Source organism: Amycolatopsis sp. NPDC005232 (assembly GCF_040607795.1).
In the GTDB taxonomy this organism is placed as follows: Bacteria; Actinomycetota; Actinomycetes; order Mycobacteriales; family Pseudonocardiaceae; genus Amycolatopsis.
Genome location: NZ_JBEXHL010000005.1, coordinates 54,868 through 81,492, shown reverse-complemented (window position 1 = coordinate 81,492; position 26,625 = coordinate 54,868). Strand labels below are relative to the sequence as shown.

The window sequence follows — 26,625 nt, the reverse complement described above, 5'->3', positions numbered from 1 at the left end:
GTCAGCGCGCTCCGTCCGTACGCCTCGGCAGCTGCCACGGGTTCCGCTCCTGCAGCGGCTCGGGCAGCAGCGCGTCGGGGAAGCCCTGCCACGCGACCGGGCGCAGGAACCGCTCGATGGCGGCGGTGCCGACCGACGTCGTGGTGGGCGCGGTGGTGGCCGGATACGGGCCGCCGTGCTGCTGCGCCCAGCTCACCGTGACGCCGGTGGGCCAGTCGTTCCACAGCAGCCGCCCGGCGAGGCGGGTCAGCGAAGGCAGCAGCGGGCGGACGTAGTCGGCCTCGTCGTCCTCGCCCTGCACCGTCGCGGTCAGGCCGGGCTCCAGCGAGTCGAGCACGCTGATGAGCTCGTCGGCGTCGCTGTAGGTGACGATCAGCGACGCGGGACCGAAATGCTCCTCCCGCACCGCTTCCCCGCCGGCCAGGAACTCCTTGGCCGTGGTCGAAAGCAGGCTCGGGGTGAACGACTCGCCCTGGTGCGTGCCGTCGACGACCGTGGTCACACCCGGGGCCTGGCGCAGCTCGGAGAGCTTGTGCGCGAAGCCCTGCGCGATGCGCTCGTTGAGCATCGGCTGGCCCGCGACGGCGCCGACGGCCTCGCGCAGCACGTCGTCGAGACCGTGACCTTCGGGCAGGAACAGCAGGCCCGGCTTCGTGCAGAACTGGCCGGCACCGAGGCTGAACGACCCCGCGTACGCCCTGGCCACGGCCTCACCGCGCTGGGCGACCGCGCCCGGCGTGACGACGACCGGGTTCACGCTGCCGAGCTCGCCGTAGAACGGGATCGGCGTGGGCCGCGAGACGGCGATGTCGAACAGCGCGCGCCCGCCCGGCACGGAGCCGGTGAACGACGCGGCCTGGACGCGCGGGTCCTTGAGCGCGGTCACGCCCTGGTCGAACCCGTGGATCACGGCGAACGCGCCCGCGGGCGCACCGGCGGCGGCGAGCGCGCCGACGACGATCTCGCCCGTGCGCGTGGACAGCTCCTCGTGACCCGGGTGCGCCTTGAGGATCACCGGGCAGCCTGCGGCCAGCGCGGAGGCGGTGTCGCCGCCCGCGACGCTGAACGCGAACGGGAAGTTGCTGGCCGCGAACACCAGCGTCGGGCCGATCGGCACGAGTACCCGGCGGATGTCGGGGCGCGGGCCCATGGGCCACTCGGCGTCGGCGTGGTCGACGGTGGCCCCGAGGAACGCGCCGTCGCGCAGGACCTGGCCGAACAGGCGCAGCTGGAACGTGGTGCGGGCGAGCTCGCCCTTCAGGCGCGGCGCAGCGGGCAGGTGGGTCTCGGTGTGGGCGAGGGCGATCAGCTCCTCGGCTTCGGCGTCAAGAGCGTCGGCGGCGGCTTCGAGCCAGCCGGCGCGCTCGGCGGGCGTGCTCGCCGCGAACGGGCGGGCGGCCGCGGCCGCGGCGGTGAGGGTGCGCTCGAGCTCCGGTTCGGAGGTTTCTCGGCTCATGGTGGAACGTGTCTCCTCGGTGAATCGCTCAGGTTCAAGCACGGTTCAGGGCAGGCTGCGTGCGGCCGCCGTGGCCGCGTGCAGGTCCGGCCACCGGCCGGGACCCGCCAAGCCCAGATGGTAGAGGTGCAGCTCGGCCGCGCCGGCCTTGCCGAGCTCGGTGACGTACGCCTCGATGTCGGGCACGGGGCTCGCGGCGACGGCGGTGATGTAGCTGCCCACCGCCACGTCCTCCGGCAGCGCCCGCCGGGCCGCGGCCACGGCGTCGACGCTGCCCTGGCCCGGCGCCCAGTTCTGCAGCACGACCACGGCGGCGTCCTCGGCCGCGCTCGGCGTGAGGCCCGGCAGCGCACCGGTGACCCACGGGTCGAGCGCGCCGTGCAGCACGATCCGCATGCCCGGTTCCAGCTCGGCGAGCACCGCGGCCCGCAACGCGTCGGTGGCGCGGTGGCGCCCGGCGAGCACGGTGTCCTTGAGCGCCACGGGCAGCCGGTCCTCGGTGACGGTGAGGTCGGCCGTGTCGAGCAGCCGGCGGACCTCCGTGCGCAGCGTCTCGCGCACCTCGGCGGCGTCGAGGCCGGTCCAGCCTTCGGCGCAGGCATCGCAGCAGCAGATCGACAGCAGGCGCGCCACGGCGGGCGCCCACACTCCGTCGGTCTTCTCGTGCTGGTGCTGGTGCACCGTGCCGAGCGGGCCGCACGCCTCGAGGATCACCGACGAGAGCTTCAGCCCCGCCACGGCCTCGGCGATCAGCGTGGCCGCGTACTCGCGCACGGCAGGCTGGGCCGGGCACAGTGCCCACGGGTAGGACTCGCCGAAGCAGTTGCGCACGGTGTACTGCGGGAAAGCCGTGCCCAGCCGGGAATTGTGCGTGAGCACGATCCAGGCGGCGGCCGGAATCCCCGCGGCATTGAGCAGGCGCACGGCGTCACCGCCGCTGTCGGGCTGCGCGACCCAGTCCGGAGTGGACGGACGCAGTTCCCGGCCCTGCCACGCTTCTTCACGCACGGGCCGGTAGCTCGCCGCCGTGCGAGCGATCACCGAGGTGCGCTCGGCGGAGTACGGCGTGGCGGCCCGGGCGCTGTGGTAGGTCAGCGCCACGGCGACCTCGTCCACCTCCAGGTCCTGCACGCGCTCCACGAAACCGGGGTCGCCGAGGACGTCCCAGCAGTAGGCGTATCCGGTCACCTTCACGGGGTCACCACCGGGCCGTGTTGGGTTCGAAGTCCGGCACGTAGGAGCGCATGTAGGTCACGTCGTCCCGTTTCGTCAGTCCACAACGGACGTAGTCCTCGTGCGCGCGGGCCAGCGCGTCCTGGTCCAGCTCGATGCCCAGCCCCGGCTTGTCCGGCACCGCCACCGCGCCCTCGACGAACTCCAGCACCCCGGGCACGATCACATCGGCCGTCTTCCACGGCCAATGCGTGTCGCACGCATACGTCAGGTGCGGCGTCGCGGCGGCGACGTGGACCATCGCGGCCAGGCTGATGCCGAGGTGGCTGTTGGAGTGCATCGACAGCCCGACCCCGAAACTCTCGCACAGCACCGACAACGCCTGGGTGTCGCGCATCCCGCCCCAGAAGTGGTGATCGGACAACAGCACCCCGATCGCCCGGGCCCGGAACGCGGGCTCGATGTCGCCGAAGTTGACCACGCACATGTTGGTCGCCAACGGCATGCTCGCCTCGGCCGCGACCCGCGCCATGCCCTCGATGCCCGGCGTCGGGTCTTCGAGGTACTCCAGGACACCGTCGAGCTCGGCCGCGACCCGGATGCTCGTCTCGACGGTCCACGCGGCGTTCGGGTCGATCCGCAACGGGTGACCCGGGAACGCCTCTGCCAACGCCCGGATGCCCTCGACCTCTTCCTCAGGCTTGAACACGCCGCCCTTGAGCTTGATCGACCGGAACCCGTACTGCTCGACCATCCGCCGGGCCTCGCCCACGAGCGCTTCCGGCGTGATCACCTCGCCCCAGGAATCCACCTCGGCCCCGACGTGAGCGCCGTACTTGTAGAACAGGTACGCCGAGAAATCCACCGCATCACGGGCCTTCCCGCCCAGCAGATCGACGACCGGACGACCGAGCACCTGGCCCTGCGCGTCCAGGCACGCGACCTCGAACAGCGAATACACGCTGGCGATCGTCTTGCGGATGGAGAACCCGCCGATCAGCCCGTGCTCGTCGGTCAGCACCGTCCCGGCCAGCACCCGCGTCACGATCCGCTTCAACCCCGGCAGATCGAACACATCGTGCCCGGCCAGCTCCGGCACGACCTTGCGCACCTCACCCAGAAACGCCGCGTCACCGTAGGACTCACCGAGCCCGACCACACCGTCGTCGCACACCACCTGCACCACGCTGCGCAACGCGAAAGTCTCGTGCACCCCCATCACGTTCAACAACGGAGGATCCGCGAACGCGACGGGCGTGAGCACCACATCCCGGATGTTCATCGGCCCTCGATCCCCTTGAGCACCTCGAACCCGCGTTCCACGATTCCACCGAGCCGGTCGATCTGCTCGGTCGTCGGCTCCACCAGCGGCGGCCGGACCGTGCCGACCTTGTCGCCGCGCAGCCGGGCGGCGGCCTTGACCAGCGACACCGCGAACCCCGGCGTCTCATCTCGCAACGCCACCAGCGGCAGGTAGAACCCGGCCAGCAACGTGTCCATCACGTCCGTGTCGCCCTCGGCCAGCGCGCGGTGGAACCGGTGCGCGATCTCCGGCGCGAAACAGTGCACCGCCGAGGAATATCGCGCCACGCCGATCGCCGCGTACGCCTTCGCCGACACCTCCGCCGTCGGTAACCCGTTGAAGAACAAGAAGTCCTCGGACCGCTGCGTGCCCAGCGACCGGATCGTGGTGACGATGCGCGTCATCACTTCCGCGTCGCCGTACCCGTCCTTGAGCCCGACGATCGACGGGATGTCGAGCAGCCGTGCGGCCGACGGAGCCGTGAACACCCCGGTGCCGCGGTGGTACACGATCACCGGCACCGACGTGTCGCCCACGGCGAACCGCACGAAGTCGACCAACCCCGCCTGCGGCCCGGAAACCAGGTACGGCGGCAGCAACAGCACACCGTCGGCGCCCCCGGCCTGAGCCGCGGCCACACCCGCGCGCGCGGCGGCCGCACCGCCACCGGCCCCGATCCACACGGGCACGCGCCCGGCCACGACCTCGCGCGCCCGCGCCAGCAGCGCCGCGACCTCGTCGGGCGAGAGCGAGGAGAACTCGCCCGTGCCGCACGCGACGAACAACGCGCCCGCGCCTGCGGCCACGTGGCTCTCCACGTTCTCCGCGAACCCGTCGAGGTTCACCTCGAGGTCCTCGGTGAACGGCGTCAGCGGGAACGCCAGCAGGCCGTCCAGCTCGATCTTGGGCTGTGCCATCAGTTTCTGCTCTTTCCGTCCTCGTCGGGGCGTCCGGGTGGCGTGCCCGGCCACGGGTTCGACGATCCCACCGCCGCCGTCTCCTCGCTTGAGACCGCCCCGGTGTTCACATTCTTGAATGGAGTCTGTTATGCTGATTATGTTCATCCATAAGAATGCTGTTCGGGACGCTAATATGGCCGGAGTCACAAGTCAACGGCCCGGTTGGAGGACGCACATGGCGCAGAAGCCGGCCACCGCGGAGCGGATCGCGACGCCCGGCGCGGAGAGCGCGGGCGTGAAGTCCGCGCGGCGCGCCATCGACCTCATCGAGACGTTCGCGGCCAACGACGTGTGGCTGTCGCTGTCCGACCTGCACGCACGCACCGGCTTCCCGCGTTCCAGTCTCCACGGCCTGCTGCGCACGCTGCTGGAAGCCGGCTGGCTCGAAGCCGACGCGAACACCGCGCGCTACCGCCTCGGCGTGCGCGCGCTGATCTGCGGCACCGCCTACCTCGACCGCGACGCGATCGTCCCGTTCGCCACCGAGGCGCTGGAGCGCATCCGCGAGAAGACCGGGTTCACCGCGCACTTCGCGCGCCGCAACGGCACCGAGGTCGTGTACCTCGAGACCCGCGAGTCGCAGCACTCGACGCACCTCGTCTCCCGCGTCGGCCGCACGCTGCCCACCCACGCCACGGCGCTGGGCAAGGCGCTGCTCGCCGAGCTGACACACGACGAGATCGAAGAGCTGATGCCGGCGAAGCTCCCGCCGCTCACGCCGCACACGATCACCACTCGCGAGCAGCTGCACGCCGACCTCGCGCGCACCCGCGAGGTCGGCTACGCCGCCGAGATCGAGGAAGGCACGCTCGGCGTCCGGTGCGTCGCCGCCGTGATCCCGTACCGCATCCCGGGCACCGACGCGATGAGCTGCTCGATGCCGGTCGGCCAGGTCACCGACGCCGACGTCCAGCGCGTCGGCGAGCTCCTGGCCGAGACGACCGCCGAGCTCGGGCAGCAGCTGCGCCGGGCCGGCATCCGCTGACCGCCGCCATTCCCCTGTTGCGAAGCGTTTCGAGAGGAACCCCATGGCAGACCAGCGCGTGCTGATCACCGGATCGGCAGGCATCGTCGGCACCCTGATGCGCCCGCGGCTGCGCAAGCCCGGCCGGGTGCTGCGGCTGCTCGACCTGGCCGAGCAGGCTCCGGCCGAGGCGGGCGAAGCCGTCGAGATCGTGACCGGCTCGGTCACCGACCGCGAGGCGATGGCGGCGGCCTGCTCCGGTGCCGACGCCCTGATCCACCTCGGCGGCCACAGCCGCGAGAACACGTGGGAAGCCACGCTCGACGTCAACATCAACGGCACCCACACCGTGCTCGAGGCCGCCCGCGAAGCCGGGGTCAAGCGGGTGGTCCTCGCGTCGAGCAACCACGCGGTGGGCTTCCGCCGCAACGCCGACGCCGGTGCCGCCGGCCTGCCCGCCGACTCGAGCCCGCGGCCGGACACCTACTACGGCGTGAGCAAGGCGGCCATCGAGTCGCTGGGCAGCCTGTACGCGTCGCGGTTCGACATGGACGTGATCGTGATCCGCATCGGCTCGTGCTTCGAGACGCCGCTGCCGCTCGGCCCGCGCGGGCTGACCACGTGGCTCTCCCCCGACGACGGCGCGCGCCTGTTCGAGGCCTGCCTGAGCGCGCCTTCGCCCGGCTACCGGTTGGTCTGGGGCGTCTCGGACAACACCCGGCGCGTCTACTCGCTCGCCGAGGCCGAGGCGCTGGGCTACAAGTCCCTTGACAACGCCGAGATCTACGCCGGGCAGCTCGCCGACAAGCCCGCCCCGACGGGCGCGGCCGCGGAGTTCGTCGGCGGGCCGTTCTGCACCGCTCCGCTCGGGCAGTTCAACCCGCTCTGAGCCGCCCCGCTTGCCGTGAGGGCCCGCCTACCTGGGCGGATTCGAAGGGTCGGGGCAACTTGTCCACTGGCTTCGGTCAGAAGCCAGGCCAAGCGCTCGGCTGGGGTGTCCCAGCCGAGCGTTTTGCGAGGACGGCCGCCTGGCGACGAACGCTCATTGCATCCCCTGAACCGGGGTGTCGCGACCACTCCGGGAACCCGAGCTGCCCGGCGGGCCTTCGCGCGTCCGGTGCAGCCACGCAGGCGCCTACACTCGTGGTGTTCGGAGACGGCGTGACGAGGAGGACGCGGGTGGGTGAGCTTTCGGCCGCCGACACCAACGGCATCCTCGCGCTGCCCTGGATCCGCCCCGAACGCACCAGCGCCGGTCTCGGCTGGGAGCACCTCTACCTGTCGAAGCAGCACGAACGGCCCCACCGCGGCCTGTTCGCCGCGGCCCCGACCCACCAGCTCATCCTGCACCTGGCCGGTCCCGTGACGGTCCGCCGCCGGGTCGGTGCGCCGGGAGAGCAGAGCCGGCGTGTGCCGGCCGGTGGCCTGTTCCTGCAGCCTTCGCACGCGGACCTGTCCGTGGAGCTGGGCGGCGAGCTCGACACGCTGCACGTGTACGTCGCCGACTCGGCCGTGCAGGAGGCCGCGGGCACCGACACGCCGATCCGGCTCTCGGAGGAGCTCGGCACCGTCGACCCGCTGCTGGAGCAGCTCCTGCTCTCCCTCGACGGCGTGGTCCGCGACTGGGAGCCGAGTGCTCGCACGTACGCCGACCAGCTGTGCGCCCTCGTGGCCACCCACCTCGCCCGCCGCCACCGTGCCGGGGGCACCACCGCCGAGCCGGTCCCGGCGGCGCCCGCCGCGCTGTCGGACCGGCAGTTCGACCGCGTGCGCGACCTGATGGCCGAGCGGCTCGCGGAACCGCTGGGCCTGCCCGAGCTGGCGGCCGTGACCGGGCTGAGCGTGAGCCGGTTCGCCCGCCGCTTCAAGGCCCGCACCGGCCTGCCGCCGCACCAGTACCTGCTGAAGCTGCGCGTCGAGCAGGCCCGGCTGCTGCTGCGCACCTCCAGCGACCCGATCGCCGACATCGCGGCCGGCTGCGGCTTCTCGCACCAGGAGCACCTCACGCGGGTATTGCGTACGCAGCTCGGCACCACTCCGGCGGCCCTGCGGCGCGAGGGATAAGCGCCCCTCGGGGTGACGCGCACGTTTCGTGCTGCCTGCGCGGCAGGAACGTGCAGGAAACCGGGCGGCGACATCCGGATACTCGAAGCACCCGCGTGGAAGGACCAACGATGTTCAGCTACACCGCGAACCCGGCCCGGGTCGTCTTCGGCAGCGGCACCCTCGCCTCGCTGCCCGACGAGGTGCGCCGCCTCGGCGCGACCCGCGTCCTGCTGCTGGGCAGCCCGCCGCTGGCCGGGCCTGCGGACCGCGTCGCCGACTCGCTCGGCTCGCTGCTCGCCGCCCGCTTCGACGAAGCCGCGATGCACACACCGGTGGACGTGACCGAGCGCGCGATCAAGGTCGTGACCGAGAACGACGTCGACTGCGTCCTCGCCATCGGCGGCGGCTCGACGACCGGTCTGGCGAAGGCGATCGCGTTGCGTACGGATCTGCCGCAGATCATCGTGCCCACGACCTACGCCGGCTCGGAGATGACCCCGGTGCTCGGCGAAACGGCCGACGGACGCAAGACCACGCAAACCACACCCAAGGTGCAGCCCGAGGTCGTCGTCTACGACGTGGACCTCACCCTGAAACTGCCCGTGCAGGTGTCGCTCACCAGCGGCATCAACGCCATGGCCCACGCCGTCGAGGCCCTCTACTCGCCCGACGCCAACCCGATCGTCGACCAGTTCGCCCTCGAAGCGATCCGGCTGCTCGCCTCCGCGCTCCCCCGCATCGCCGCCGACCCGTCCGATGTGGACGCCCGCAGCGAAGCCCTGCGCGCCGCCTGGCTGGCCGGCACCTGCCTCGGTTCGGTCGGCATGGCCCTGCACCACAAGCTGTGCCACACCCTCGGCGGCAGCTTCAACTTGCCGCACTCCGAAACCCACACCGTGGTCCTGCCCTACGCCATGGCCTACAACACCACCGGCGCCCCCGACGCGATGCGCCGCATCGCCGAAGTGCTCGGCACACCCGACGCCGCGACCGGCGTCTACGACCTCATCGCGAGCCTGCCCGTCCCGCACTCACTGGGCGAGCTCGGGTTCACCGAGAACGACATCGCCACAGCCGCCGAGATCGCCACGGCCAAGCCGTATCCGAACCCGCGCGACGTCACCCGCGACGGCATCGAAGACCTGCTGCGCCAGGCCTGGGCCGGCACCCGCCCCGCACCCGCCGAAGGCAGCAAGCCCGACCTGCGCAGCCTGACGACGGAGGTCGTGGAGAGCTTCGCCGCCACGCCGGACACCCGCCTGCGCGAACTCCTCCAGGAACTCGTCCGCACCCTGCACTCCTACGTGGTCCGCACCGACCTCACCCAGGAGGAGTGGGAGTACGCCATCGGGTTCCTGACCCGCACCGGCCAGATCTCCGACGACAAGCGCCAGGAGTTCATCCTGCTGTCCGACACCCTCGGCGTGTCCAGTGTGGTCGACGTCCTCACCAACTCCCGCACCCCCGACACCACCCCGTCGGCGGTACTCGGGCCGTTCTACGTCCAGGGCCCGCCCGAGACCGCGCAAGGCGCCGACCTCGCCGACGGGCTGCCCGGCACTCCCCTGTGGACCGACGTCACCGTCACCGACACGCACGGCGCCCCCGTCGCCGACGCCATCGTCGACGTGTGGCAGTCCAATGAGGACGGCTTCTACGACGTGCAGCTCCCCGACGTCGACGGCCCGGTCCTGCGCGCCCGCTTCCGCACCGACGCCGAAGGCCGGCTCAAGTTCTGGACCATCGTGCCCTCGGCCTACCCGATCCCGGCCGACGGCCCGGTCGGGCACATGCTCGACGCGGTCGAGCGCCACCCGTACCGCGCGCCCCACGTGCACTTCATGATCGCCAAGCCGGGCTTCCGCACGCTCGTGACGCAGCTGTTCGTCCGGGGCGGCGACTACCTCGACTCCGATACGGTGTTCGGTGTCAAGGACGGGCTGATCGTCGACTTCGCCGAGCAGTCCGGTGCCGCGCCCGACGGCCGCGAGCCCGAGCACGGCTGGCGCCGCCTCGACTTCACGTTCCGCATCTCCCCCGCCCCCGCGCACTGACGAGGACTCCCACCATGAACGAGTACGACACCGACGTCATCGTGGTCGGCAGCGGGCCGGCCGGGGGAACCGCGGCCTTGCTGCTCGCCACCTACGGCGTGCGCACGGTGCTGGCCACCAAGTACGGCTGGACGGCGAACACGCCGCGCGCCCACATCACCAACCAGCGCGCCATGGAGGTCCTGCGCGACCTCGGCATCGAGGAGCAGGCTCTGGCGCAGGGCACGCCGCCGGAGCTGATGGGCGACACCGTGCTGTGCACGTCGCTGGCCGGCAACGAGATCGGCCGCATCGCGAGCTGGGGCACCGGCGACCGCTCGGCGACCGAGTACGGCGCGGCGAGCCCGTGCCACATGATCGACCTGCCCCAGACCTACCTGGAGCCGATCCTCGCGACCAACGCCGCCGAGCGCGGCGCGAAACTGCGCCTGGACACGGAGTTCCTCGACTTCACCCAGGACGCCGACGGCGTCACCGCGCGCTTCCTCGACCGCGTACGCGGCGACGAGTTCACGCTGCGGGCCCGGTACCTCATCGGCGCCGACGGCGCGCGCAGCCGGGTCGCGGAGCAGGCGGGGCTGCCGATCGCCGGTGAGACGGGCAAGGCCGGCAGCATGAACATCACGTTCACCGCCGACCTCGGCAAGTACGTGGCCCACCGCCCGAGCGTGCTCTACTGGGTCATGCGGCCGGGCGCGCACCTGGGCGGCATCGGCATGGGCCTGGTCCGCATGGTGCGGCCGTGGAACAAGTGGCTGCTCGTGTGGGGCTACGACATCGCGCAGGCGCCGCCGGAGGTCGACCCGGAAGAGGCGACGCGGATCGTGCGCGACCTCATCGGCGACCCGGAGCTGGAAGTCGAGATCACCTCGACCTCACTGTGGACGGTCAACCACAGCTACGCCACGCAGTACTCCAGCGGCCGCGTGTTCTGCGCCGGCGACGCCGTGCACCGGCACCCGCCGTCCAACGGCCTCGGCTCGAACACGTCCGTCCAGGACTCGTACAACCTCGCGTGGAAGCTCGCGATGGTCGTGCGCGGCGAAGCGGGCGAGGAGCTGCTGGAGAGCTACTCGGCCGAGCGCGCGCCGGTCGGCAAACAGATCGTGGACCGCGCGAACCTCTCCCGCGACCAGTTCGGCCCGATCTTCGAGACGCTCGGCATCACCGGCGACACCGACGCCGACGCCATCGCCGCCGGCCTGGCCGCGTGCGAGGCGCCGACCGAGGACGGGGCGCGCAAGCGCCGCCAGCTGGAGAAGGCCATCGAGCTCAAGCACTACGAGTTCAACGCCCACGGTGTGGAGCTGGACCAGCGCTACGCCTCGACCGCCGTGATCCCGGACGGCTCGGGCGACACAGCCCCGGTGTCCGGCCGCGACCCGGAGCTGTTCCACCAGGCCACGACCACGCCGGGCGCGAAGATCCCGCACGTGTGGCTCGTCGGCTCGCACGGCCGCCGCGTGTCCACTTTGGACCTCGTGGGCCACGGCCGCTGGAGCGTCGTCACGGGTCTGTCGGGCGAGTCCTGGCGCGTCGCCGCGGAGAAGGCGGCCGCGGAGCTCGGCCTGGACCTGCGCGTGGTGACCGTCGGCGCCGAGGGCGCCCGCGACTCCTACGGTGACTGGACCCGCGCTAGCGAGATCGACGAAGCCGGCGTGCTGCTGGTCCGCCCGGACGGCTATGTGGCCTGGCGCCACTCGACCGGCGCCGCGGAACCCGAAGCGACGACGGCGCTGCTGTCCGCGTTGAAGACGGTGCTGTCCCGCGCCTGAGCCCAGTGCGCGCTGTCCGCCCGCGGGTCACTTCGGTGGCTTCGCGGGCGGACCGCGTTACAGGGCCTCGAGATCCACGGCTTCGTGCGCGAGGTTGAACCCGTCGGGCGGCACGCCCTTCGGCAGCGTGAGCCACGAACCGCGCGCGTGCGGGCGGCGGGCGGCGTCTTTGCCCAGCAGCAGAGCCACATAACAGCCGTAGTCGATGGCGAAGCCGTCGTACAGCGTGCCGGGCCGGTGCGGATCGGCGAGCCCGCGGCGCAGGACGTGAAGCAGCCGCGCGTCGTAGAGGTCGGCGATCACGGCGTGGCGCGGGCCCGGCGAGCGGTCGAGCAGGAAGGTGCGCGAGCGGCGCCGGCCGACGACCTCGTCGACGAGCAGGCGCAGCAATGTCGTGGCCGCCTCGTCGGCGCTGATGGCGCTGTGCTTGTCGCGCAGGTACCAGTCGCGGGCAGCGAGGCGGACCTCGCGCAGCCCGAGTGGCTGGTCGTGCGCGTGCTGGGCGGCCAGGGCCGCGATGTTGATCGCGTCGCGCGGCACGCCTTCGGCCGCTCGCACGAGCTCGGCGAACGCGGTGCCGCGGAAGGTTTCCGCGACGAACGCCTCGGCGTCGGGCGGCGGCGCCGGGAGTGTGGCGACCAGCCGGACGGCGGCGTGGTTGTGGAACAGCTGCGCGAAGAACTCCAGCGCGCGGGTGCGGGCGTCGTCGAGGATCATGATGTCGTCGAGGCTCACAGCCGAGGCGGCGTCGGCGCCGACCTCGATGCCGAGGTGATCTCCGTCGGCGAGCCGCTCGCGAAACCGCGACCGCCGTTCGATGGCGGCGATCTTCACGGTGACGCCGGCCGTCGGCAGGAACGTGCGGCGCAGCAGGTCAGCCAGCAACGGCTGCAGCTGCAACGGAAGCGCGCTCCACTCGTCGAGCAGCAACCACAGCCGCCGGCCTTCCAGCGCCCGGATCACCGCGCGCAGTGCGCGCCCCAGCGGGCCGAACACCACGTGGTGGCGCTCCGTACCGGTGCGTCGTAGCCGGCTCTCGCGGCCGGCGGAACGCTTGTGCCCCAGCGAGATCCGCGCCGCGGGCGGCAGGCCGACCTCGACGCCGAGGGCCGCTTCCTCCGACGCACTCGCCCGCGTCTCGCGCTCCACCTCCCCCACCACCTCGACCGCCGTGGCCGCCTCGGCGAGCGCGTCGAGCGCCGGCAACAGCGTGTCCGGGTTGCCCAGCTCGCGCTCCACAGCCACGGTCAGCAGTTCCTCGTGCACCGCCTCGATCGTGTCCACGAGCAGCTGCGTCCCCCGGACAGCCGCCGACGTTCCGCCGTCCGAGTACAACCCGCCGGCACTGCCGAGCGTGCGCAGGTCGACATAGACCGCGACGTCGCCGGTGCGGTCCACGAGATCACTGAGGTACAGCAACGCATGCGTCTTGCCCGCGCCGCGGCGGCCGTAGAGCACTTGGTGGTCGGTCGAGTGCAGCATCGCCGAAAACGACCCGGCCGCCACGAAAGTCCGCGTCAGCGTGGCCCGGTCCGACGACTCCGCCCTTCGCGGGATGCCCATGAGCGCCTGGTTCAGATGCCGTTGCCGCCTGACGGAAGCCATCGGGAGAGCCTGCCGTCCCGGCGAGCGGGGCCGCAGCCGCCGTCCGCGTGATGGCCGGGGTGACGCCGGGTGCTCGGCTCCGGACCGCCAACCCCGCGCTGCTCAGCCTTGGACCGACACCGCCGTGAAGGTGACGGGGATCCGCGGCCGTCCCGTGCCGTCGCCGTACGCGCCCGCCGACGAAGTGTCCACACCACCACGCGCGACCTTGTCCAGAACGGTGAGCCCGGCGTCGGAGACAGTGCCGAACACCGTGTACGTCGGCGGGATCGGCGTGTCGCCGAACATCAGGAAGAACTGGCTGCCGCCGGAGGTGGGCTGGCCCGTGTTGGCCAACGCGACCAGGCCGCGGCCGTAGGCCAGCTGCGGGAAGAACTCGTCCGGCACCGTGTACCCGGGCCCGCCCGTGCCGTCGCCGGCGGGGTCGCCGCACTGCAGCATCTGCAGATCGGTCGTACCGAGCCGGTGGCAGCTGGTCCCCGTGTAGAAGCCCTCCTTGGCCAGCGTCACGAAACTCGCCACCGTGCACGGCGCGAGCGCGCGGTCCAGCGTCAGCCCGATGTCCCCGGCCGTCGTGGCCAGGGTCGCGCCGACGGTGCCGCTCGCGGGCTCCGGCCCGTCGGCGGGCGGCGTCGCGGATTTGGCTGCGGGCCCGTTCGGGTCGGCCGGGTAGCTGCAGCTCGACGGGTCGGCCAGCGGTTGCGGGCGATGCGGTTCCGCCGTGCGCGCGGTCGGGATGGAGACCGGGGGCGCGTCGCCCGCCGACGGCGCGGCGGCGTCCGAAGACGGCGGAGCCGCCACGGAAGCGCCCGGCACGACCTGTCCGACTCCCGACACCGTGCGCGTCGGGCGAAGGAACCCCGGGGCGACGAACGCGGTCACCCCGAAAGCGACCACGACCACCACCACCGCGCCGAACACCACCCACGCGCTGGTGCCACTTCGCCGTGGCGGACCGGGCTGCTGCGGCCACGTCATGGACGCCCCCTTCGTCAGGCCGCCATTCTGCCCGCCCCGGCTCGCGCCGGGAACGGGGTTACAGCTCCGGCAGCGCAGGTGTCTCCAGCCAAGCTGTGAAGAACGGCCGCAGGGAGCGAGCCGCGTAGGCCTCGGCCGACGCGACGAACTCCTCGGTGCTCACCGTGGCGTGGCGGTGTTCCGAGGTCCACGCCTTGACGAGCGCGAAGAACGCCGGGTCGCCGATCTCGCCGCGCAGGGCGTGCAGCGTGAGCGCGCCGCGTTTGTACACGCGCTCGTCGAACATCCGCCCCACACCCGGGTCGCTGATGCGCACGTCGGCCGGCCTGACCTTCATGCGCGCGTGCCACATCCGCGCCAGCGACTCCGCCGACTGACCGCCGGACTCCTCCGACCACAGCCACTCCGCGTATGTCGCGAAGCCCTCGTTGAGCCAGATGTGGCGCCAGTCGGCGACGGTGAGGCTGTTGCCGAACCACTGGTGCGCGAGCTCGTGCACGACCAGGCGCTCGTAGGTGCGCCGGCCGTCGACGTGGTTGGCGCCGAAGATGGACATCCCCTGCGCCTCGATCGGGTCGTCGAGCTCGTCGTCGGTCACGACCACCACGTACTCGCCGAACGGGTACGGCCCGAAGAGGCGCTGCAACACGTCCATCATCCGGCCCTGGCGGCCGAAGTCGCGCCCGAACGCCTTGCGCAGCCGCGGCGGCACCGCGGCCCGCTGCGGCACGGTCGACACCACGGACTCGACGCTGCTGGCGCGCCCGAACCCGAGGCGCAGCCGGGACGCCCGCGCCTCGGGGTGCGAGAACCAGCCTGAGCCGGCCCCGGCCACGAGCTCGATGTCGTCGTAGCGCCCGACCTGCACGCTCATCAGGTACGTCGCCGTCGGCTCCGGCCGCTCGAACACCCAGGTCGCGGTGCTCGCCGACTGGTAGCGCGACACGAGGTTCCCCGTCACCGCGACCAGGTACGACGACGAGGTCGTCACCGTGACGCGGTAGGTCGCCTTGTCGGCCGGGTGGTCGTTGCACGGGAACCACGACGGGGCGCCGATCGGCTGGCTCGCGACGAGCGCGCCGTCGGTGAGTTCGTCCCACCCGATGTCGCCCCAGCGGCTCGGCACCGGCCGCGGGTTGCCGAGGTAGCGGACCTCGACATGGAACTCTGTGTCAGCCGCCATCGACCGGACGGGCTTCACCTGGAGCTTCAGCCCGCGCCGGACGAACTTCGCCGGCCGGCCGTCGACGAACACCCGCGAGACGCGGAACTCGCCGAGGTCGAGCGTCAGCCGCGACAGAGCCTGCGTCGCCACACAGGTGAGCACCGCGGTACCGCTGAGCCGGTTGGGCCCCACGCGGTAGTCGAGGTCCAGGTCGTAGTGGCGGACGTGGTAGCCGCCGTTGCCGTGACCGGGGAGGTACGAGTCTGCGGAGGTTTCCGCGCCGGGTGCCGGCGCGGCAGCCTTCGAGGTCACGCGAGCACAACCCCGCTTTCCGTGAGGTAATCGTCTTCCAGCAGGATCGCGCGGATCTTGGCGCGCCGCAACGGTCCCGGGCTCACCGACGCCAGGTCGAGATCGGGTTGCCGAGCCAGCGCGTGTCGGCCGGCACCGCGTCGCCGCGCGTGACGAGCGAACCCGGACCCACGGTGGTGCGCGCGCCGATGCTCGCGCCCGGCAGCACGATGCCGTGCGGGCCGAGCGTGGCGCCTTCGTCCAGCTCCACCCGGGACATGCTCATGATCCGGTCGTGGAACAGGTGTGTCTGCACCACGCAGCCGCGGTTGATCGTCGCGCCGTCGCCGAGGCGGACGAGGTCCGACTCCGGCAGCCAGTACGTCTCCAACCACACACCGCGCCCGATCTTCACGCCCATGGTGCGCAGCCAGGCGGTGAGCAGCGGCGTGCCGCCGACCGAACCGATGAGCCACGGCACGGCGAGCGTCTCGACGAAGGTGTCGGCCAGCTCGTTGCGCCACACGAAGGAGCTCCACAACGGGTGCTCGATCGCGCGGAACTTCCCGACCAGCAGCCACTTCACCACGGTGGCGGTGAGCGCGGCGACGACACCGGCGGCCAGCAGCACCGGTCCGGCCAGCAGCGCGGCGATGCCGAACCCCCAGAGCGACGCGATCGCCAGCAGCGAGAACGCGACGCCCACGGTGAGGGCGACCCCACACATCACCGGCACGATCCGCAGCAGCTCCACGAACGCCCGCGCGGCCTTGAGGTGCAGCGCCGGGGTGTAGGTGCGGCTGGTGTCGGCGTCGCCGACCGCCCGGCGGACCGGGAGCGGCGGCATGCCGAGGTAGGACGAGCCCTTCTTGGCCTTCAGCGGCGTCGAGGACAGCACGCCCACGAGGCCGCGCTTCGGGACCGAACGGCCCGCCGCGGTCATGCCGGAGTTGCCGAGGAACGCCTGCTTGCCGATGCGCGCCGGGGCGACGTGCAGCCAGCCGTGCCCCAGCTCGTAGGTCGCGACCATCGTGTCGTCGGCGAGGAACGCGCCGCTGTCGACCTTGGTCATCTTCGGCAGCGCGAGCACGGTCGACGCCTCGACGTTGCGGCCGACCTTCGCGCCGAGCAGCCGCAGCCACACCGGCGTGAACAGGCTGGCGTACAAGGGGAACAGGCCTTCGCGGGCCATCCCCATGAGGCGCTCGGTGGCCCACACCTGCCACGCGACGCGGCCGTGGACCGGGTGGTAGCCCTCGACCATGCCGACGCCCAGCAGCCGCACGCCGGACAGCACCAGCAGCGCGTAGGTGAGGAAGTAGGCGACGGTGGCGACCGGGCTGAAGATCAGCGCTTGCGTCACGGCGGCCGACAACGTCGGCGCGCCCCAGATCGCCGAGCCGAGCACGGCCACGCCCGGCAGGGCCGCGATGCCCGGCAGGAAACCGAGTACGACCGAGGTCAGGCCGTACACGGTCCCCCAGAAGCGCGAGCGCGGCGGGCGGCTGCCCGGCCACTTCAGCGCGTCCTTGGCGTCCTTGCCCGAGCGGACCGCCGGCGAACCCGCCCAGCGCTGCCCGGCCGGCACGGCACCGCGCACGGTCGAACCGGCGGCGATCTCCGCGCCCTTGCCGATGCGGGCGCCCGGGAACAGCGTGCTGCGCGAACCGACGCGGGCCTCAGCACCGATCCGGATCTTGCCGATGTGCACGAGGTCGCCGTCGACCCAGTGGCCGGTCAGGTCCACCTCGGGCTCCACGGCGGCGCCGCGGCCCAGCTTCAGGAAGCCGGTGACCGGCGGCGGCGAGTGCAGGTCCACATCCTTGGCCACCCGGGCACCGAGTGCCTTGGCGTACGTCGTCATCCACGAAGCACCGGCGACGCTGTCCGCGCCGCTGAACTCCGCGAGCTTCTCGGCCGTCCACAGGCGCAGGTGCACGCGGCCGCCACGCGGGTAGCTGCCCGGGCGCACGCCCGACAGCAGCACGCGCGCACCGCCCGCGGCGATCGCGATGCGGCCGGCGGGGCTGAACAGCACCAGCCACGCCAGCACGAGCCACGCCCAGTTCAGCGTCGGCGCCCAGGAGAACCCGAGCAGCGACAGCACGTTGGAGGCCACCGCGGCGAGCGACGCCCAGCGCAGGCCGACCAGACCCATGAGCGGGAGCATCAGCAGCGTCTGGACCACGCCCGCGCGGCGCGGCGTCGGCGCAATGTCGCGGCGTTCGGTCTCCTGGCCGCTGAGCTTGTCGAGCATCGTGGCCAGCGACCCGAGCCTCGGGTGCTGGTAGATGTCGTTGACCGACACCTCGGGGTGGCGGGTGCGGATGCGCGCGATGAGCTGCGCGGCGGTGAGGCTGCCGCCGCCGTGGGTGAAGAAGTCGGCTTTCGGGTTCGTCACGGACACGCCGAGGATCTCCGACCAGCCCTCGGCCAGCCACGCCTCGGTGGCGGACAGGCCGGCGGCCCCGGCGTCCACAGTGGACAGCGGCCACGGCAGCGCGGCGCGGTCGACCTTGCCCGAGGTGCGCGTGGGCAGGTCGTCGATCACCGCGAGCAGCGGCACCAGCGCGGCCGGCAGCTGCTCGCGCAGCCGCGTGGCGGCGTCGTCCGCATCGAAGGTGGCGCCGGCGCTCGGCACGACGTACCCGACGAGGACCTGGTTGCCGGCCTTGGTGCGGCGGACCGCGGCGGCCGCGCCCTGCACGCCGGGCAGCGACTGCAGCGCGGCGTCGACCTCACCCAGCTCGATGCGGCGGCCGCCGAGCTTCACCTGCTCGTCGAGCCGGCCGAGGAACAGCAGGCCCTCGTGCTCGGCGCGGACCATGTCCCCGCTGCGGTAGGCGCGCTGCCAGCCCAGCGAGGGCAGCGGCGCGAACTTCTGGGCGTCCTTCTCCGCGTCGAGGTAGCGCGCGAGACCGACGCCGCCGATCACGAGCTCACCGGTCTCGCCCATGGCGACCGGGTCGCCCGCCTCGTTGACCACGGCCAGCTGCCAGCCCACGAGGGGCAGGCCGATGCGCACCGGGCCTTCGCCGGTCATCTGCGCGGCGCAGGCGACGACGGTGGCCTCGGTGGGGCCGTAGGTGTTCCAGACTTCGCGGCCTTCCACAGCCACGCGCTCGGCCAGCTCCGGCGGGCACGCTTCGCCGCCGAAGATGAGCAGGCGCACGTCCTCGAGCGCGTCGGCGGGCCACAGCGCGGCCAGCGTCGGCACGGTGGAGACGACGGTGATGCGCTGCGCGACCAGCCACGGGCCGAGGTCCACACCGGTGCGCACCAGCGCGCGCGGCGCGGGCACCAGGCAGGCGCCGTGGCGCCACGCGAGCCACATCTCCTCGCAGGAGGCGTCGAACGCGACGCTCAGGCCCGCGAGCACGCGGTCGCCGGGGCCGATGGGCTCCTCGGTGAGGAACAGCTCGGCCTCGGCGTCGACGAAGGCCGCGGCGGACGCGTGCGTGACGGCGACGCCCTTGGGCTTGCCGGTGGACCCGGAGGTGAAGATGATCCACGCGTCGTCGGCCGGGCCGGGGCGGCCGTCAAGGCCGCCCGGGGTGCCGGCGACGGTGATGGTGCCGTCGGTGACGATCGCGGCCACGCCGGCTTCGCCGAACACGAGCTCCGCGCGCTCTTCGGGGTCGTCCGCGTCGACCGGCACGTAGGCGGCGCCGACGGACAGGGTGGCGAGGATCGCGACGTAGAGCTCGGCCGTGCCGGACGAGACGCGGACGCCGACGCGGTCTCCGAGGCCGACGCCGTGTGCCCGCAGGCGGCGGCCGTAGGTCTCGATCTCCTCGAGCAGCCGGCGGTAGGTCAGGGTGGTGGTGCCGTCGTCGATGGCGGCGGCGTTGGGGTGCTGCTCGGCCGTCTCCGTGAGGATCCGGAGCAGCGTGCGCTCGCTGGCGCCGAGGCCGGACCAGAACAGGGCGCGGTCGGCGATCGGGGTGTCGGAGGGAGCGTGGGTCACCTCGGCGACACAGGCCAGTGCGGTGGTTGCCTCGTCGGCGGCGAGGGCGAGTTCGGTGGTGTGGGCGTGGTCGGCGGTGAGGGTCACCGGGCCACCCCGTCACGCCGCGTAGTCGCGGGTTTCGAAAAAAGGCCGTAAGGGATCGTACCGTGGGCGAGCAAGCCCATCACTCACCTTCCGCGAGCGTCATTCGGGCTGGCTCTCCGAATGAGGCGCCCGGTGCAGCCATCCACCATACGCGGAGGTGAACGTCAGATAGCGCAAGGGTCACGGTCGAGTGTCGGACGTCACCGGTTCCGCATTCGGTGACAGAGCGCGAAAACGCGCCGGGGAAGCGATCTCCCCCGGCACGTCCGAACCGCGTCCGACGAGGTCAGCGGGTCTTCGCGGCCTTGCCCCCGACCTTGGGTTTCGCCTTCTTCTCGCGCACGCGGACGTTCACCCGGACGGGACTGCCCTCGAAGCCGAACCGCTCGCGGAACTTGCGTTCGATGAACCGTCGGTAACCGGCCTCGAGGAAACCGGTGGTGAAAAGCACGAGCGTCGGCGGGCGGATGCCGGCCTGCGTGGCGAAGAGCACCTTCGGCTGCTTACCGCTGCGCACCGGCGGCGGCGTGGCGGCGATGAGGTCCGACAGCCACCCGTTGAGCTGGCCGGTGGGCACGCGCTGGTCCCACGACTTCAGCGCCGTCCGCAGCGCCGGCGCGAGCTTGCGCACGGACCGGCCGGTGAGCGCGGAGATGTTCACCTTCTCCGCCCACGGCACGCGGACCAGGCCGCGGTCGAGCTCGCGCACCATCGCGTGGCGGCGGTCCTCGTCCACGAGGTCCCACTTGTTGAAGGCGAGCACGAGCGAGCGGCCCGCCTCGACGACCATCGTGAGCACCCGCAGGTCCTGTTCGGACAACGGCTCGCCGGCGTCGAGCATCACGATCGCGACCTCGGCCGCGTCGATCGCCGTCTTGGTGCGCAGGGAGGCGTAGTACTCGGCGCCGTTGGCGGAGTTCACGCGCTTGCGCAGGCCCGCCGTGTCCACGAACCGCCAGATCTCGCCGTCGAGGTCGACCAGAGAGTCGACCGGGTCGACGGTGGTGCCGGCGACCGAGTCGACCACCGAGCGCTGCTCGCCCGAGAGCTTGTTGAGCAGGCTCGACTTGCCCACGTTCGGCTTGCCGACGAGCGCGACGCGGCGCGGGCCGGTGCTCACGGTGCCGGCTTCGCGCGGCGCGGTGGGCAGGGCCTCGATGATCGCGTCGAGCAGGTCGCCCGAGCTGCGCCCGTGCAGGGCGCTGACCGGGTACGGTTCGCCGAGGCCGAGGCGCCACAACGACGCGGTGTCGGCGAGCAGCCGGTCGTCGTCCACCTTGTTGGCGGCCAGCAGCACCGGCTTCTTCGAGCGCCGCAGCACGCGCGCCACGGCCTCGTCGGTGGTCGTGGCGCCCACGGACGCGTCGAGCACGAGCAGCACGGCGTCGGCCGTCTGCATCGCGATCTCCGCCTGCGCGGCCACGGAGGCCTGCAGGCCGGTCGCGTCGGGCTCCCAGCCGCCGGTGTCGACGAGCGTGAACCGCCGGCCGCCCCAGTAGGCGTCGTAGGCGACGCGGTCGCGCGTCACGCCCGGCACGTCCTGCACCACGGCCTCGCGCCGGCCGAGGATGCGGTTGACCAGCGTGGACTTGCCCACGTTGGGCCTGCCCACCACGGCCAGCACCGGCTGCGCGAGGTTCGCCTGCTCGGCGGCGCCCTCGGCCTCGATCTGCGCGTCGAGCGCGGCGAACTCGGTCTCGTCGGACCAGGTGCCGTCGATCTCTCCGGCACCTTCGAACCCGGCGTCAGCGGCGCCGTCAAACCCTGTCATCGTGTTCCCACTTCACCTACGGCGAGCCGATTCGGTTCTCGGCGCGCCAATCGTCCAAAGTCTTCACGAGCCCCGCGAGCTGCAGGCGCAGCTCCTCGGTGCCCTCTTCCAGGCCGGTCCGGCCCGGGCCCACCTTCGGCGTGAACGGCTCCCCCACGAGGATGTCCACGCGCGGGCGCCAGCGCCGCTTCCCGCCCGCGGGCTTCAACGTGCCCCGCGTTGCGACCGGCAGCACGGTCGCCCCGGCGGCGCGCACCAGCCACGCCGCACCCTTCTCGGCCACGCCGACGTCGCCGGCGCCCCGGGTGCCCTCGGGGAAGATGCCGACGACCCCGCCGGCCTTCAGCACGCCGACCGCCGTCATCAGCGGTGTGCGGTCGATCTCGCCCCGCTTGACCGGGATCTGGCCGATCGCCCGCAGGAACCACCCCGCCGCGCCCTTGAACATCTCGGCCTTGACCAGGAACGCCGAACGCCGCGGCAGCATTCCGAAAATCAGCTGCGGCTCGATCATGGAGCTGTGGTTGGCGATCACCACGACCGGGCCGGCGTCGGGCATCCGGTCGCGCCCGTGCACGCGGATCCGGAAGACCGATCGCAGATGGTACCGCCCGAAGACACGACCGGCGTCGTGCAGGAGGCCGATCGCACCCTCGGGGAGAGCGCCACCGGTCATGCCCGCGCCTCGACCTCGGCTTCGGCGGGGCAGTCGTCGAGCAGGCCGCGGCGGCAAGCCAGCTCGGCGAGCGCCACGATCACCTGGTCGATGGACAGCTCCGAGGTGTCGACCGGCACGGCGTCCTCGGCCGCGCGCAGCGGCGACGTCGCCCGCGTGGAGTCGAGGCGGTCCCGGCGTTCGACGGACTCGCGCGCCGCCTCGACGCTCGTGTCGCGCCCGGCGGCGCTGTCCTGCCCGCTGCGGCGCGCGGCGCGGACGTCGGCCGACGCGGTGAGGTAGACCTTGAGCGGCGACTCGGGCGCCACGACCGTGCCGATGTCGCGGCCTTCCACGACGATGCCGCCGGTGTCGGCGAGCACGTCGGCGATGATCCGGCGCTGCCGCGACACGAGCAGCTCGCGCACCTGCGGCACCGCGGAGACGGCCGACACGGCCTGCGTGACCTCGGGCCCGCGGATGTCGGCGGCCACGTCCTCGTCGCCGAGGCGGACCTCGGGGCGCTCGGGACTGGTGCCGATGCTGAAGTGCACGTCGTGGGCGAGGTGGCCGACGGCGTCGGTGTCGGCCGGGTCGGTGCCCGCGCGCAGCACAGCGAGGGTCACGAGCCGGTACATCGCGCCCGTGTCGAGGTAGCCCGCACCGAGCCGGTCGGCGAGCTTGCGCGCGACCGTGGTCTTGCCGGTTCCCGACGGGCCGTCCAGCGCGACCACACCACGTAGGGCTCCCGTCACCGAAACTCTCCTCGCGTTCGTCCTGCTCTGCGTGATCGGCGTTCATTCTGCCCGCCGCCCGGCACGGCCGGTGAGGCGGCTCTGCCGGGCTGTTCGCTGGGGTCCGGCAACGGGTCCGGCGGGCCGCTCAGCCGCCGAAGCGCGACATCAGCACGGCCAGCCGCTCTTCCCGGTGACCCGGGCTCAGCCGGTGCCCGCGATCGAGGGTGACCAGGCCGTGCAAAGCACCCCAGAACACCTCGGCCAGCGTTCCCCGATGCTGGTCCCCCACCACCGGTTCGATCACCGCGAGCAGCTTCGCGAAGGCGTCTGTTCCCGGTCCGCTCGATCGCGCTCCTTGCGCAGTCGCTGGTTCGCGAGCAGCGACTCTAGCACTGCTAGACAAACTAGCGTCCACAAGTTAGCGTTGTCAGTGTTCCTAGCACCGCTAGATTCACTGGAGGGCCCTGTGATCGTCACCGCCTACGTCATCGCCGGAATCGTCGCGATCGGCATCATCTACGTGGGACTGAGCTACCTGCTGGCTCCGGAGAAGACCGCCGCCGGCTTCGGCCTCGCCACGATCCCGACCGGCACGACGGCGTTCTTCCACATCAAGGGCGTGCGCGACATCGCGTCCGGGCTGGTGGTGGGCGCGGCGATGCTCGCGGGCGGCCCGCACGTCCTCGGCTGGATCCTGCTCGCCGAGGCGTTCATCCCCGTGGGCGACATGCTGATCATCCTGCGCCACAAGGGAAGCCGGGCGATCGCGTTCTCCGTCCACGGCGCGACGGCGGCCGTGATGGTCGTGGCTACGCTCCTGCTCGAGCTCTCCTGACCCGCAGCACCGCGGGGCTGCGCCACCGCACGTGGCGAGGCCGGTCAGCCGGTGCGGTTCAGCCAGCCGCTGATGCGGTCGTTGAGCTCCTTCGACCGCTCGACGAGCATGAAGTGGCCGACCCCCTCGATCAGCTCCGACTCGGAGCCGGGCCCGCCGAACTCCTTCACCCGCTCGACCTGGGCCGCGGTCATCCCGTGGCAGCCGTCGGTGGTGCCGTGCAGGTAGAGCAGCGGCTGGGGCGCGCTGCCACCCCACGCGGCGGCCTGCTCGGCCACCCACTCGGGCGTGCCGAAGCGCGTCGGGTCGAACTGGCCCCAGTAGTAACCCAGCGCGGCGTGAAGGTGGTCGGGATCGGCGAGCGCGGCACGCAGGTAGCCCAGGTCCTCGTCGGCCGAGTAGCCGGGCGACCAGTCGCCCCAGATGTCGCGGATGAAGGCGAAGTCGTCCTGGCGGATCCGGTCCTCGATCACCCGCTGCATCTGGAAGTACCAGAAGTAGAAGCTGCGCTTGATCTGCGCGTAGGTGCCCAGGTTCTCGCCGAAGATCTCGAAGGGCGGGATGTTGAGGATCACCGCGCGCCCCCACAGCTCGGGAGCGCGCCCGAGCGCGCCCCACGCCCCGACCGCGCCCCAGTCGTGCGCCACCAGCAGCGCGTCCGGACCGCCGCCGAGCGCGCGCGTGAGCGCGATCTGGTCGGCGACCATCACGCTGGAGTGCACGAAGTGGCGCAGCGGCGGCAGTTCCGTCGGCGCGAACCCGCGCACGAACGGCGCGACCGCGTGGAACCCGGCCGCGGCGAGCGCGGGCAGCAGGTGCCGGTAGGTGAACGGCGTGTCCGGGAACCCGTGCATGCACAACGCGAGCGGGCCCTCGCCGGCCTCGAGGTACTCGAACGTGATCCCGTTGGCGGTGACGCGGTCCCGCGCGAACTCGGCCATCGTGGCCTCCTCCCACCACGGGGAACCCTAGGCGAGCACGACCGTGGTGCTCCAGACCTCCTGCGAGCCGGGAATTTCACCGGGCCGCCACGGTCGGCGACGCGCGCGGTGGTCGTGACCACTCGGCTGCCGAAGCTCGCCTGAGCCTCGCGAATCGGACAATGGGTTACCGTGGCCGGTGTGAACGTGGAAGTGACCCCCCTGCCCGGAATCGGTGTCCGGAAGGACTTCGCCACGCGTGCGGGACGGCGCATCGGTGTCGTGACCCAGCGGGACGGCAAGATCGAGCTGATCGTGTCCAAAGCCGACGACCTCGACGCCTGCCTCGCCTCGCTGCCGCTCACCGCGGACGAGGCCGGCGCGCTGGCCAACCTGCTCGGCGCGCCGCAGCTCGTCGCGCAGCTGACCGAAGAGCACCGCGAGCTACCCGGCATCCACACGCGCCAGCTGCCGATCACCGAGGACGGGCCGTTCGACGGCCGCACGCTCGGCGACACGGCGATGCGCACCCGCACCAGCGTGTCGGTGGTCGCGGTGGCGCGCGCGGGCCAGGTGCACCCGTCACCGACGCCCGACTTCACCTTCACCGCGGGCGACCTGCTCGTCGCGGTCGGGACGTCCGAAGGTCTGGACGCTGCCGCCAAGATCCTCAAGCAAGGCTGATGGACCACACCGCGCTGTCCCTGATCGAACTCGGCGGGGTCTTCTTCGTGCTCGGCGTGCTGGGCAGGGTCGCCGGCCGGATCGGGCTCTCCCCCATCCCGCTGTACCTGCTCGGCGGCCTGTGCTTCGGCTCCGGCGGCCTGATCCCGCTCGCCGACATCGGCGACTTCACGCACCTGGCCAGCGAGATCGGTGTGGTGCTGCTGCTCCTGCTGCTGGGGCTGGAGTACTCGGCGGCGGAGCTGTTCACGGGCCTGCGCCGCTCGTGGACGGCGGGCGTGCTCGACATCGTGCTCAACGGGCTGCCCGGCGCGGCCGTGGCGCTGCTGCTGGGCTGGGGCCCGATCGGCGCGATCGTGATGGCGGGTGTCACGTACATCTCGTCGTCCGGCATCGTCGCGAAGGTGCTCGGCGACCTCGGCCGCCTCGGTAACCGCGAAACGCCGGTGGTGCTGTCGATCCTGGTGTTCGAGGACCTCGTGATGGCCCTGTACCTGCCGATCCTCACGGCGATCCTCGGCGGCGTCAGCTTCCTCGGCGGCCTCGAAGCGGTCGGCATCTCACTCATGGTGATCACCGTGGTGCTGGTGATCGCGCTGAAGTTCGGCCGCTACGTCTCCGCCATCGTGGACAGCGACGACCGCGAGGTGTTCCTGCTCAAGATCCTCGGCGCCGCGCTGCTCGTGGCGGGCCTCGCCTCGGCGATGCAGGTCTCGGCCGCCGTCGGCGCGTTCCTGCTCGGCATCGCCGTCTCCGGCTCGACGGCCCACAACGCCACGCGCCTGCTCGAACCCCTGCGCGACCTGTTCGCGGCGGTGTTCTTCGTGGTGTTCGGCCTGAACACCGACCCTGCGTCGATCCCGCCGGTGCTCGGCTGGGCCGTGGTGCTGGCCGCGGTGACCACGCTGACCAAGGTCGGCACGGGCTGGTGGGCCGCGCGAAGACAGGGCATCGGCAAACTGGGCCGCGCCCGCGCCGGCGCGGCCCTGGTGGCACGCGGCGAATTCTCCATCGTGATCGCCGGGCTCGCCGTCACCGCCGGCGCGGTCGACGGCGAGCTCGCCGCCCTGGCCACCGCATACGTCCTGCTCATGGCGATCCTCGGCCCCACGGCGGCCCGGATCGTGGAGCCGGTCGCCAAGGCTGTGCAACGGAAACCCCGGACCCAGCACAGCGAAGCACCCGCGTGAGCCGCGCTCA

The 26,625-nt window shown here is 72.2% G+C and carries 21 protein-coding genes; 8 read left to right on the top strand and 13 right to left on the bottom strand.

Going from position 1 to position 26,625, the window contains the following annotated elements:
* Nucleotide 1 precedes the first annotated feature (1 nt).
* Genes ABZU76_RS11805 through ABZU76_RS11790 form a run of 4 tightly spaced genes read right to left on the bottom strand, consistent with a single transcriptional unit; the run spans nt 2 to nt 4,849 of the window.
* Nucleotides 2–1,498 (bottom strand): aldehyde dehydrogenase (NADP(+)), encoded by a 1,497-nt coding sequence (locus ABZU76_RS11805; RefSeq protein WP_354867761.1) that lies wholly within the window; start codon nt 1,496–1,498, stop codon nt 2–4.
* Nucleotides 1,499–1,501: 3 nt separating this feature from the next.
* Nucleotides 1,502–2,650, bottom strand: coding sequence for a hypothetical protein (locus ABZU76_RS11800; protein ID WP_354867759.1), 1,149 nt, complete (start codon nt 2,648–2,650; stop codon nt 1,502–1,504).
* A gap of 4 nt (nt 2,651–2,654) precedes the next feature.
* Nucleotides 2,655–3,911: a glucarate dehydratase family protein gene (locus ABZU76_RS11795; protein ID WP_354867757.1), complete on the bottom strand. Its 1,257-nt coding sequence runs from the start codon at nt 3,909–3,911 to the stop codon at nt 2,655–2,657.
* Nucleotides 3,908–4,849: a 5-dehydro-4-deoxyglucarate dehydratase gene (locus tag ABZU76_RS11790; protein ID WP_354867754.1), complete on the bottom strand. Its 942-nt coding sequence runs from the start codon at nt 4,847–4,849 to the stop codon at nt 3,908–3,910. Before ABZU76_RS11790 ends, ABZU76_RS11795 begins: the two co-directional genes overlap by 4 nt.
* Nucleotides 4,850–5,066: 217 nt before the next feature.
* Here ABZU76_RS11790 and ABZU76_RS11785 point away from each other — a divergent pair, with 217 nt between their 5' ends.
* The 5 genes from ABZU76_RS11785 to ABZU76_RS11765 all read left to right on the top strand — a co-directional run bounded on the left by ABZU76_RS11785 (nt 5,067) and on the right by ABZU76_RS11765 (nt 11,730).
* A complete protein-coding gene (locus tag ABZU76_RS11785; protein ID WP_220241887.1) occupies nt 5,067–5,876 on the top strand; it encodes an IclR family transcriptional regulator in 810 nt (269 codons plus the stop codon).
* 43 nt (nt 5,877–5,919) lie between these two features.
* Nucleotides 5,920–6,744: an NAD(P)-dependent oxidoreductase gene (locus ABZU76_RS11780; RefSeq protein ID WP_354867751.1), complete on the top strand. Its 825-nt coding sequence runs from the start codon at nt 5,920–5,922 to the stop codon at nt 6,742–6,744.
* A 290-nt stretch (nt 6,745–7,034) separates the two neighbouring features.
* Nucleotides 7,035–7,919: an AraC family transcriptional regulator gene (locus tag ABZU76_RS11775; protein WP_354867750.1), complete on the top strand. Its 885-nt coding sequence runs from the start codon at nt 7,035–7,037 to the stop codon at nt 7,917–7,919.
* A 110-nt stretch (nt 7,920–8,029) separates the two neighbouring features.
* A complete protein-coding gene (locus ABZU76_RS11770) occupies nt 8,030–9,955 on the top strand; it encodes a maleylacetate reductase and hydroxyquinol 1,2-dioxygenase domain-containing protein (protein WP_354867748.1) in 1,926 nt (641 codons plus the stop codon).
* 14 nt (nt 9,956–9,969) lie between these two features.
* The gene (locus ABZU76_RS11765; RefSeq protein WP_354867746.1) at nt 9,970–11,730 is read left to right on the top strand and encodes an FAD-dependent monooxygenase; all 1,761 of its coding nucleotides are present in this window, start codon (nt 9,970–9,972) and stop codon (nt 11,728–11,730) included.
* A gap of 57 nt (nt 11,731–11,787) precedes the next feature.
* Here ABZU76_RS11765 and ABZU76_RS11760 read toward each other — a convergent pair whose 3' ends face one another.
* From ABZU76_RS11760 to ABZU76_RS11725, 8 genes are all read right to left on the bottom strand, one after another.
* Nucleotides 11,788–13,335 carry a hypothetical protein gene (locus ABZU76_RS11760; RefSeq protein WP_354867744.1) on the bottom strand — a complete coding sequence of 516 codons (1,548 nt, stop codon included), beginning with the start codon at nt 13,333–13,335 and terminating at the stop codon, nt 11,788–11,790.
* A gap of 102 nt (nt 13,336–13,437) precedes the next feature.
* Entirely contained in the window at nt 13,438–14,313 is an 876-nt protein-coding gene (locus tag ABZU76_RS11755; RefSeq protein ID WP_354867741.1) for a peptidylprolyl isomerase, read from the bottom strand.
* A gap of 58 nt (nt 14,314–14,371) precedes the next feature.
* A complete protein-coding gene (locus ABZU76_RS11750) occupies nt 14,372–15,790 on the bottom strand; it encodes a M1 family metallopeptidase (protein ID WP_354867739.1) in 1,419 nt (472 codons plus the stop codon).
* A gap of 82 nt (nt 15,791–15,872) precedes the next feature.
* On the bottom strand, nt 15,873–19,754 hold the full coding sequence (locus tag ABZU76_RS11745; RefSeq protein WP_354868414.1) for a Pls/PosA family non-ribosomal peptide synthetase: 3,882 nt from the start codon (nt 19,752–19,754) through the stop codon (nt 15,873–15,875).
* 355 nt (nt 19,755–20,109) lie between these two features.
* A complete protein-coding gene (gene der, locus ABZU76_RS11740; protein ID WP_220241894.1) occupies nt 20,110–21,594 on the bottom strand; it encodes a ribosome biogenesis GTPase Der in 1,485 nt (494 codons plus the stop codon).
* Nucleotides 21,595–21,610: 16 nt separating this feature from the next.
* A complete protein-coding gene (locus tag ABZU76_RS11735; protein ID WP_354867736.1) occupies nt 21,611–22,270 on the bottom strand; it encodes a lysophospholipid acyltransferase family protein in 660 nt (219 codons plus the stop codon).
* Nucleotides 22,267–22,983, bottom strand: a complete 717-nt coding sequence (cmk, locus tag ABZU76_RS11730) for a (d)CMP kinase (protein ID WP_354868412.1) — start codon at nt 22,981–22,983, stop codon at nt 22,267–22,269. The genes ABZU76_RS11735 and cmk overlap by 4 nt, the downstream gene beginning before the upstream one ends.
* 148 nt (nt 22,984–23,131) lie before the next feature.
* Nucleotides 23,132–23,290, bottom strand: a complete 159-nt coding sequence (locus ABZU76_RS11725) for a hypothetical protein (protein WP_354867733.1) — start codon at nt 23,288–23,290, stop codon at nt 23,132–23,134.
* Between the two features lie 162 nt (nt 23,291–23,452).
* Here ABZU76_RS11725 and ABZU76_RS11720 point away from each other — a divergent pair, with 162 nt between their 5' ends.
* Nucleotides 23,453–23,821: a DUF4267 domain-containing protein gene (locus tag ABZU76_RS11720; protein WP_220241896.1), complete on the top strand. Its 369-nt coding sequence runs from the start codon at nt 23,453–23,455 to the stop codon at nt 23,819–23,821.
* Between the two features lie 44 nt (nt 23,822–23,865).
* Here ABZU76_RS11720 and ABZU76_RS11715 read toward each other — a convergent pair whose 3' ends face one another.
* Complete coding sequence (locus ABZU76_RS11715; protein WP_354867730.1) at nt 23,866–24,762, bottom strand: alpha/beta hydrolase; 897 nt, start codon at nt 24,760–24,762, stop codon at nt 23,866–23,868.
* 180 nt (nt 24,763–24,942) lie between these two features.
* Here ABZU76_RS11715 and ABZU76_RS11710 point away from each other — a divergent pair, with 180 nt between their 5' ends.
* Both ABZU76_RS11710 and ABZU76_RS11705 read left to right on the top strand, forming a co-directional pair.
* Nucleotides 24,943–25,425, top strand: coding sequence for a cation:proton antiporter regulatory subunit (locus ABZU76_RS11710; RefSeq protein ID WP_220241898.1), 483 nt, complete (start codon nt 24,943–24,945; stop codon nt 25,423–25,425).
* A complete protein-coding gene (locus tag ABZU76_RS11705; RefSeq protein WP_354867727.1) occupies nt 25,425–26,615 on the top strand; it encodes a cation:proton antiporter in 1,191 nt (396 codons plus the stop codon). The genes ABZU76_RS11710 and ABZU76_RS11705 overlap by 1 nt, the downstream gene beginning before the upstream one ends.
* Nucleotides 26,616–26,625 lie beyond the last annotated feature (10 nt).

Bases quoted from the DNA above. Each gene is read 5' to 3' on its own strand.
- ABZU76_RS11795 (WP_354867757.1), bottom strand. From the start codon at position 3,911: ATGAACATCCGGGATGTGGTGCTCACGCCCGTCGCGTTCGCGGATCCT.
- ABZU76_RS11790 (WP_354867754.1), bottom strand. From the start codon at position 4,849: ATGGCACAGCCCAAGATCGAGCTGGACGGCCTGCTGGCGTTCCCGCTG.
- ABZU76_RS11785 (WP_220241887.1), top strand. From the start codon at position 5,067: ATGGCGCAGAAGCCGGCCACCGCGGAGCGGATCGCGACGCCCGGCGCG.
- ABZU76_RS11780 (WP_354867751.1), top strand. From the start codon at position 5,920: ATGGCAGACCAGCGCGTGCTGATCACCGGATCGGCAGGCATCGTCGGC.
- ABZU76_RS11770 (WP_354867748.1), top strand. From the start codon at position 8,030: ATGTTCAGCTACACCGCGAACCCGGCCCGGGTCGTCTTCGGCAGCGGC.
- ABZU76_RS11765 (WP_354867746.1), top strand. From the start codon at position 9,970: ATGAACGAGTACGACACCGACGTCATCGTGGTCGGCAGCGGGCCGGCC.
- ABZU76_RS11760 (WP_354867744.1), bottom strand. From the start codon at position 13,335: ATGGCTTCCGTCAGGCGGCAACGGCATCTGAACCAGGCGCTCATGGGC.
- ABZU76_RS11755 (WP_354867741.1), bottom strand. From the start codon at position 14,313: ATGACGTGGCCGCAGCAGCCCGGTCCGCCACGGCGAAGTGGCACCAGC.
- der (WP_220241894.1), bottom strand. From the start codon at position 21,594: ATGACAGGGTTTGACGGCGCCGCTGACGCCGGGTTCGAAGGTGCCGGA.
- ABZU76_RS11735 (WP_354867736.1), bottom strand. From the start codon at position 22,270: ATGACCGGTGGCGCTCTCCCCGAGGGTGCGATCGGCCTCCTGCACGAC.
- ABZU76_RS11715 (WP_354867730.1), bottom strand. From the start codon at position 24,762: ATGGCCGAGTTCGCGCGGGACCGCGTCACCGCCAACGGGATCACGTTC.
- ABZU76_RS11705 (WP_354867727.1), top strand. From the start codon at position 25,425: ATGGACCACACCGCGCTGTCCCTGATCGAACTCGGCGGGGTCTTCTTC.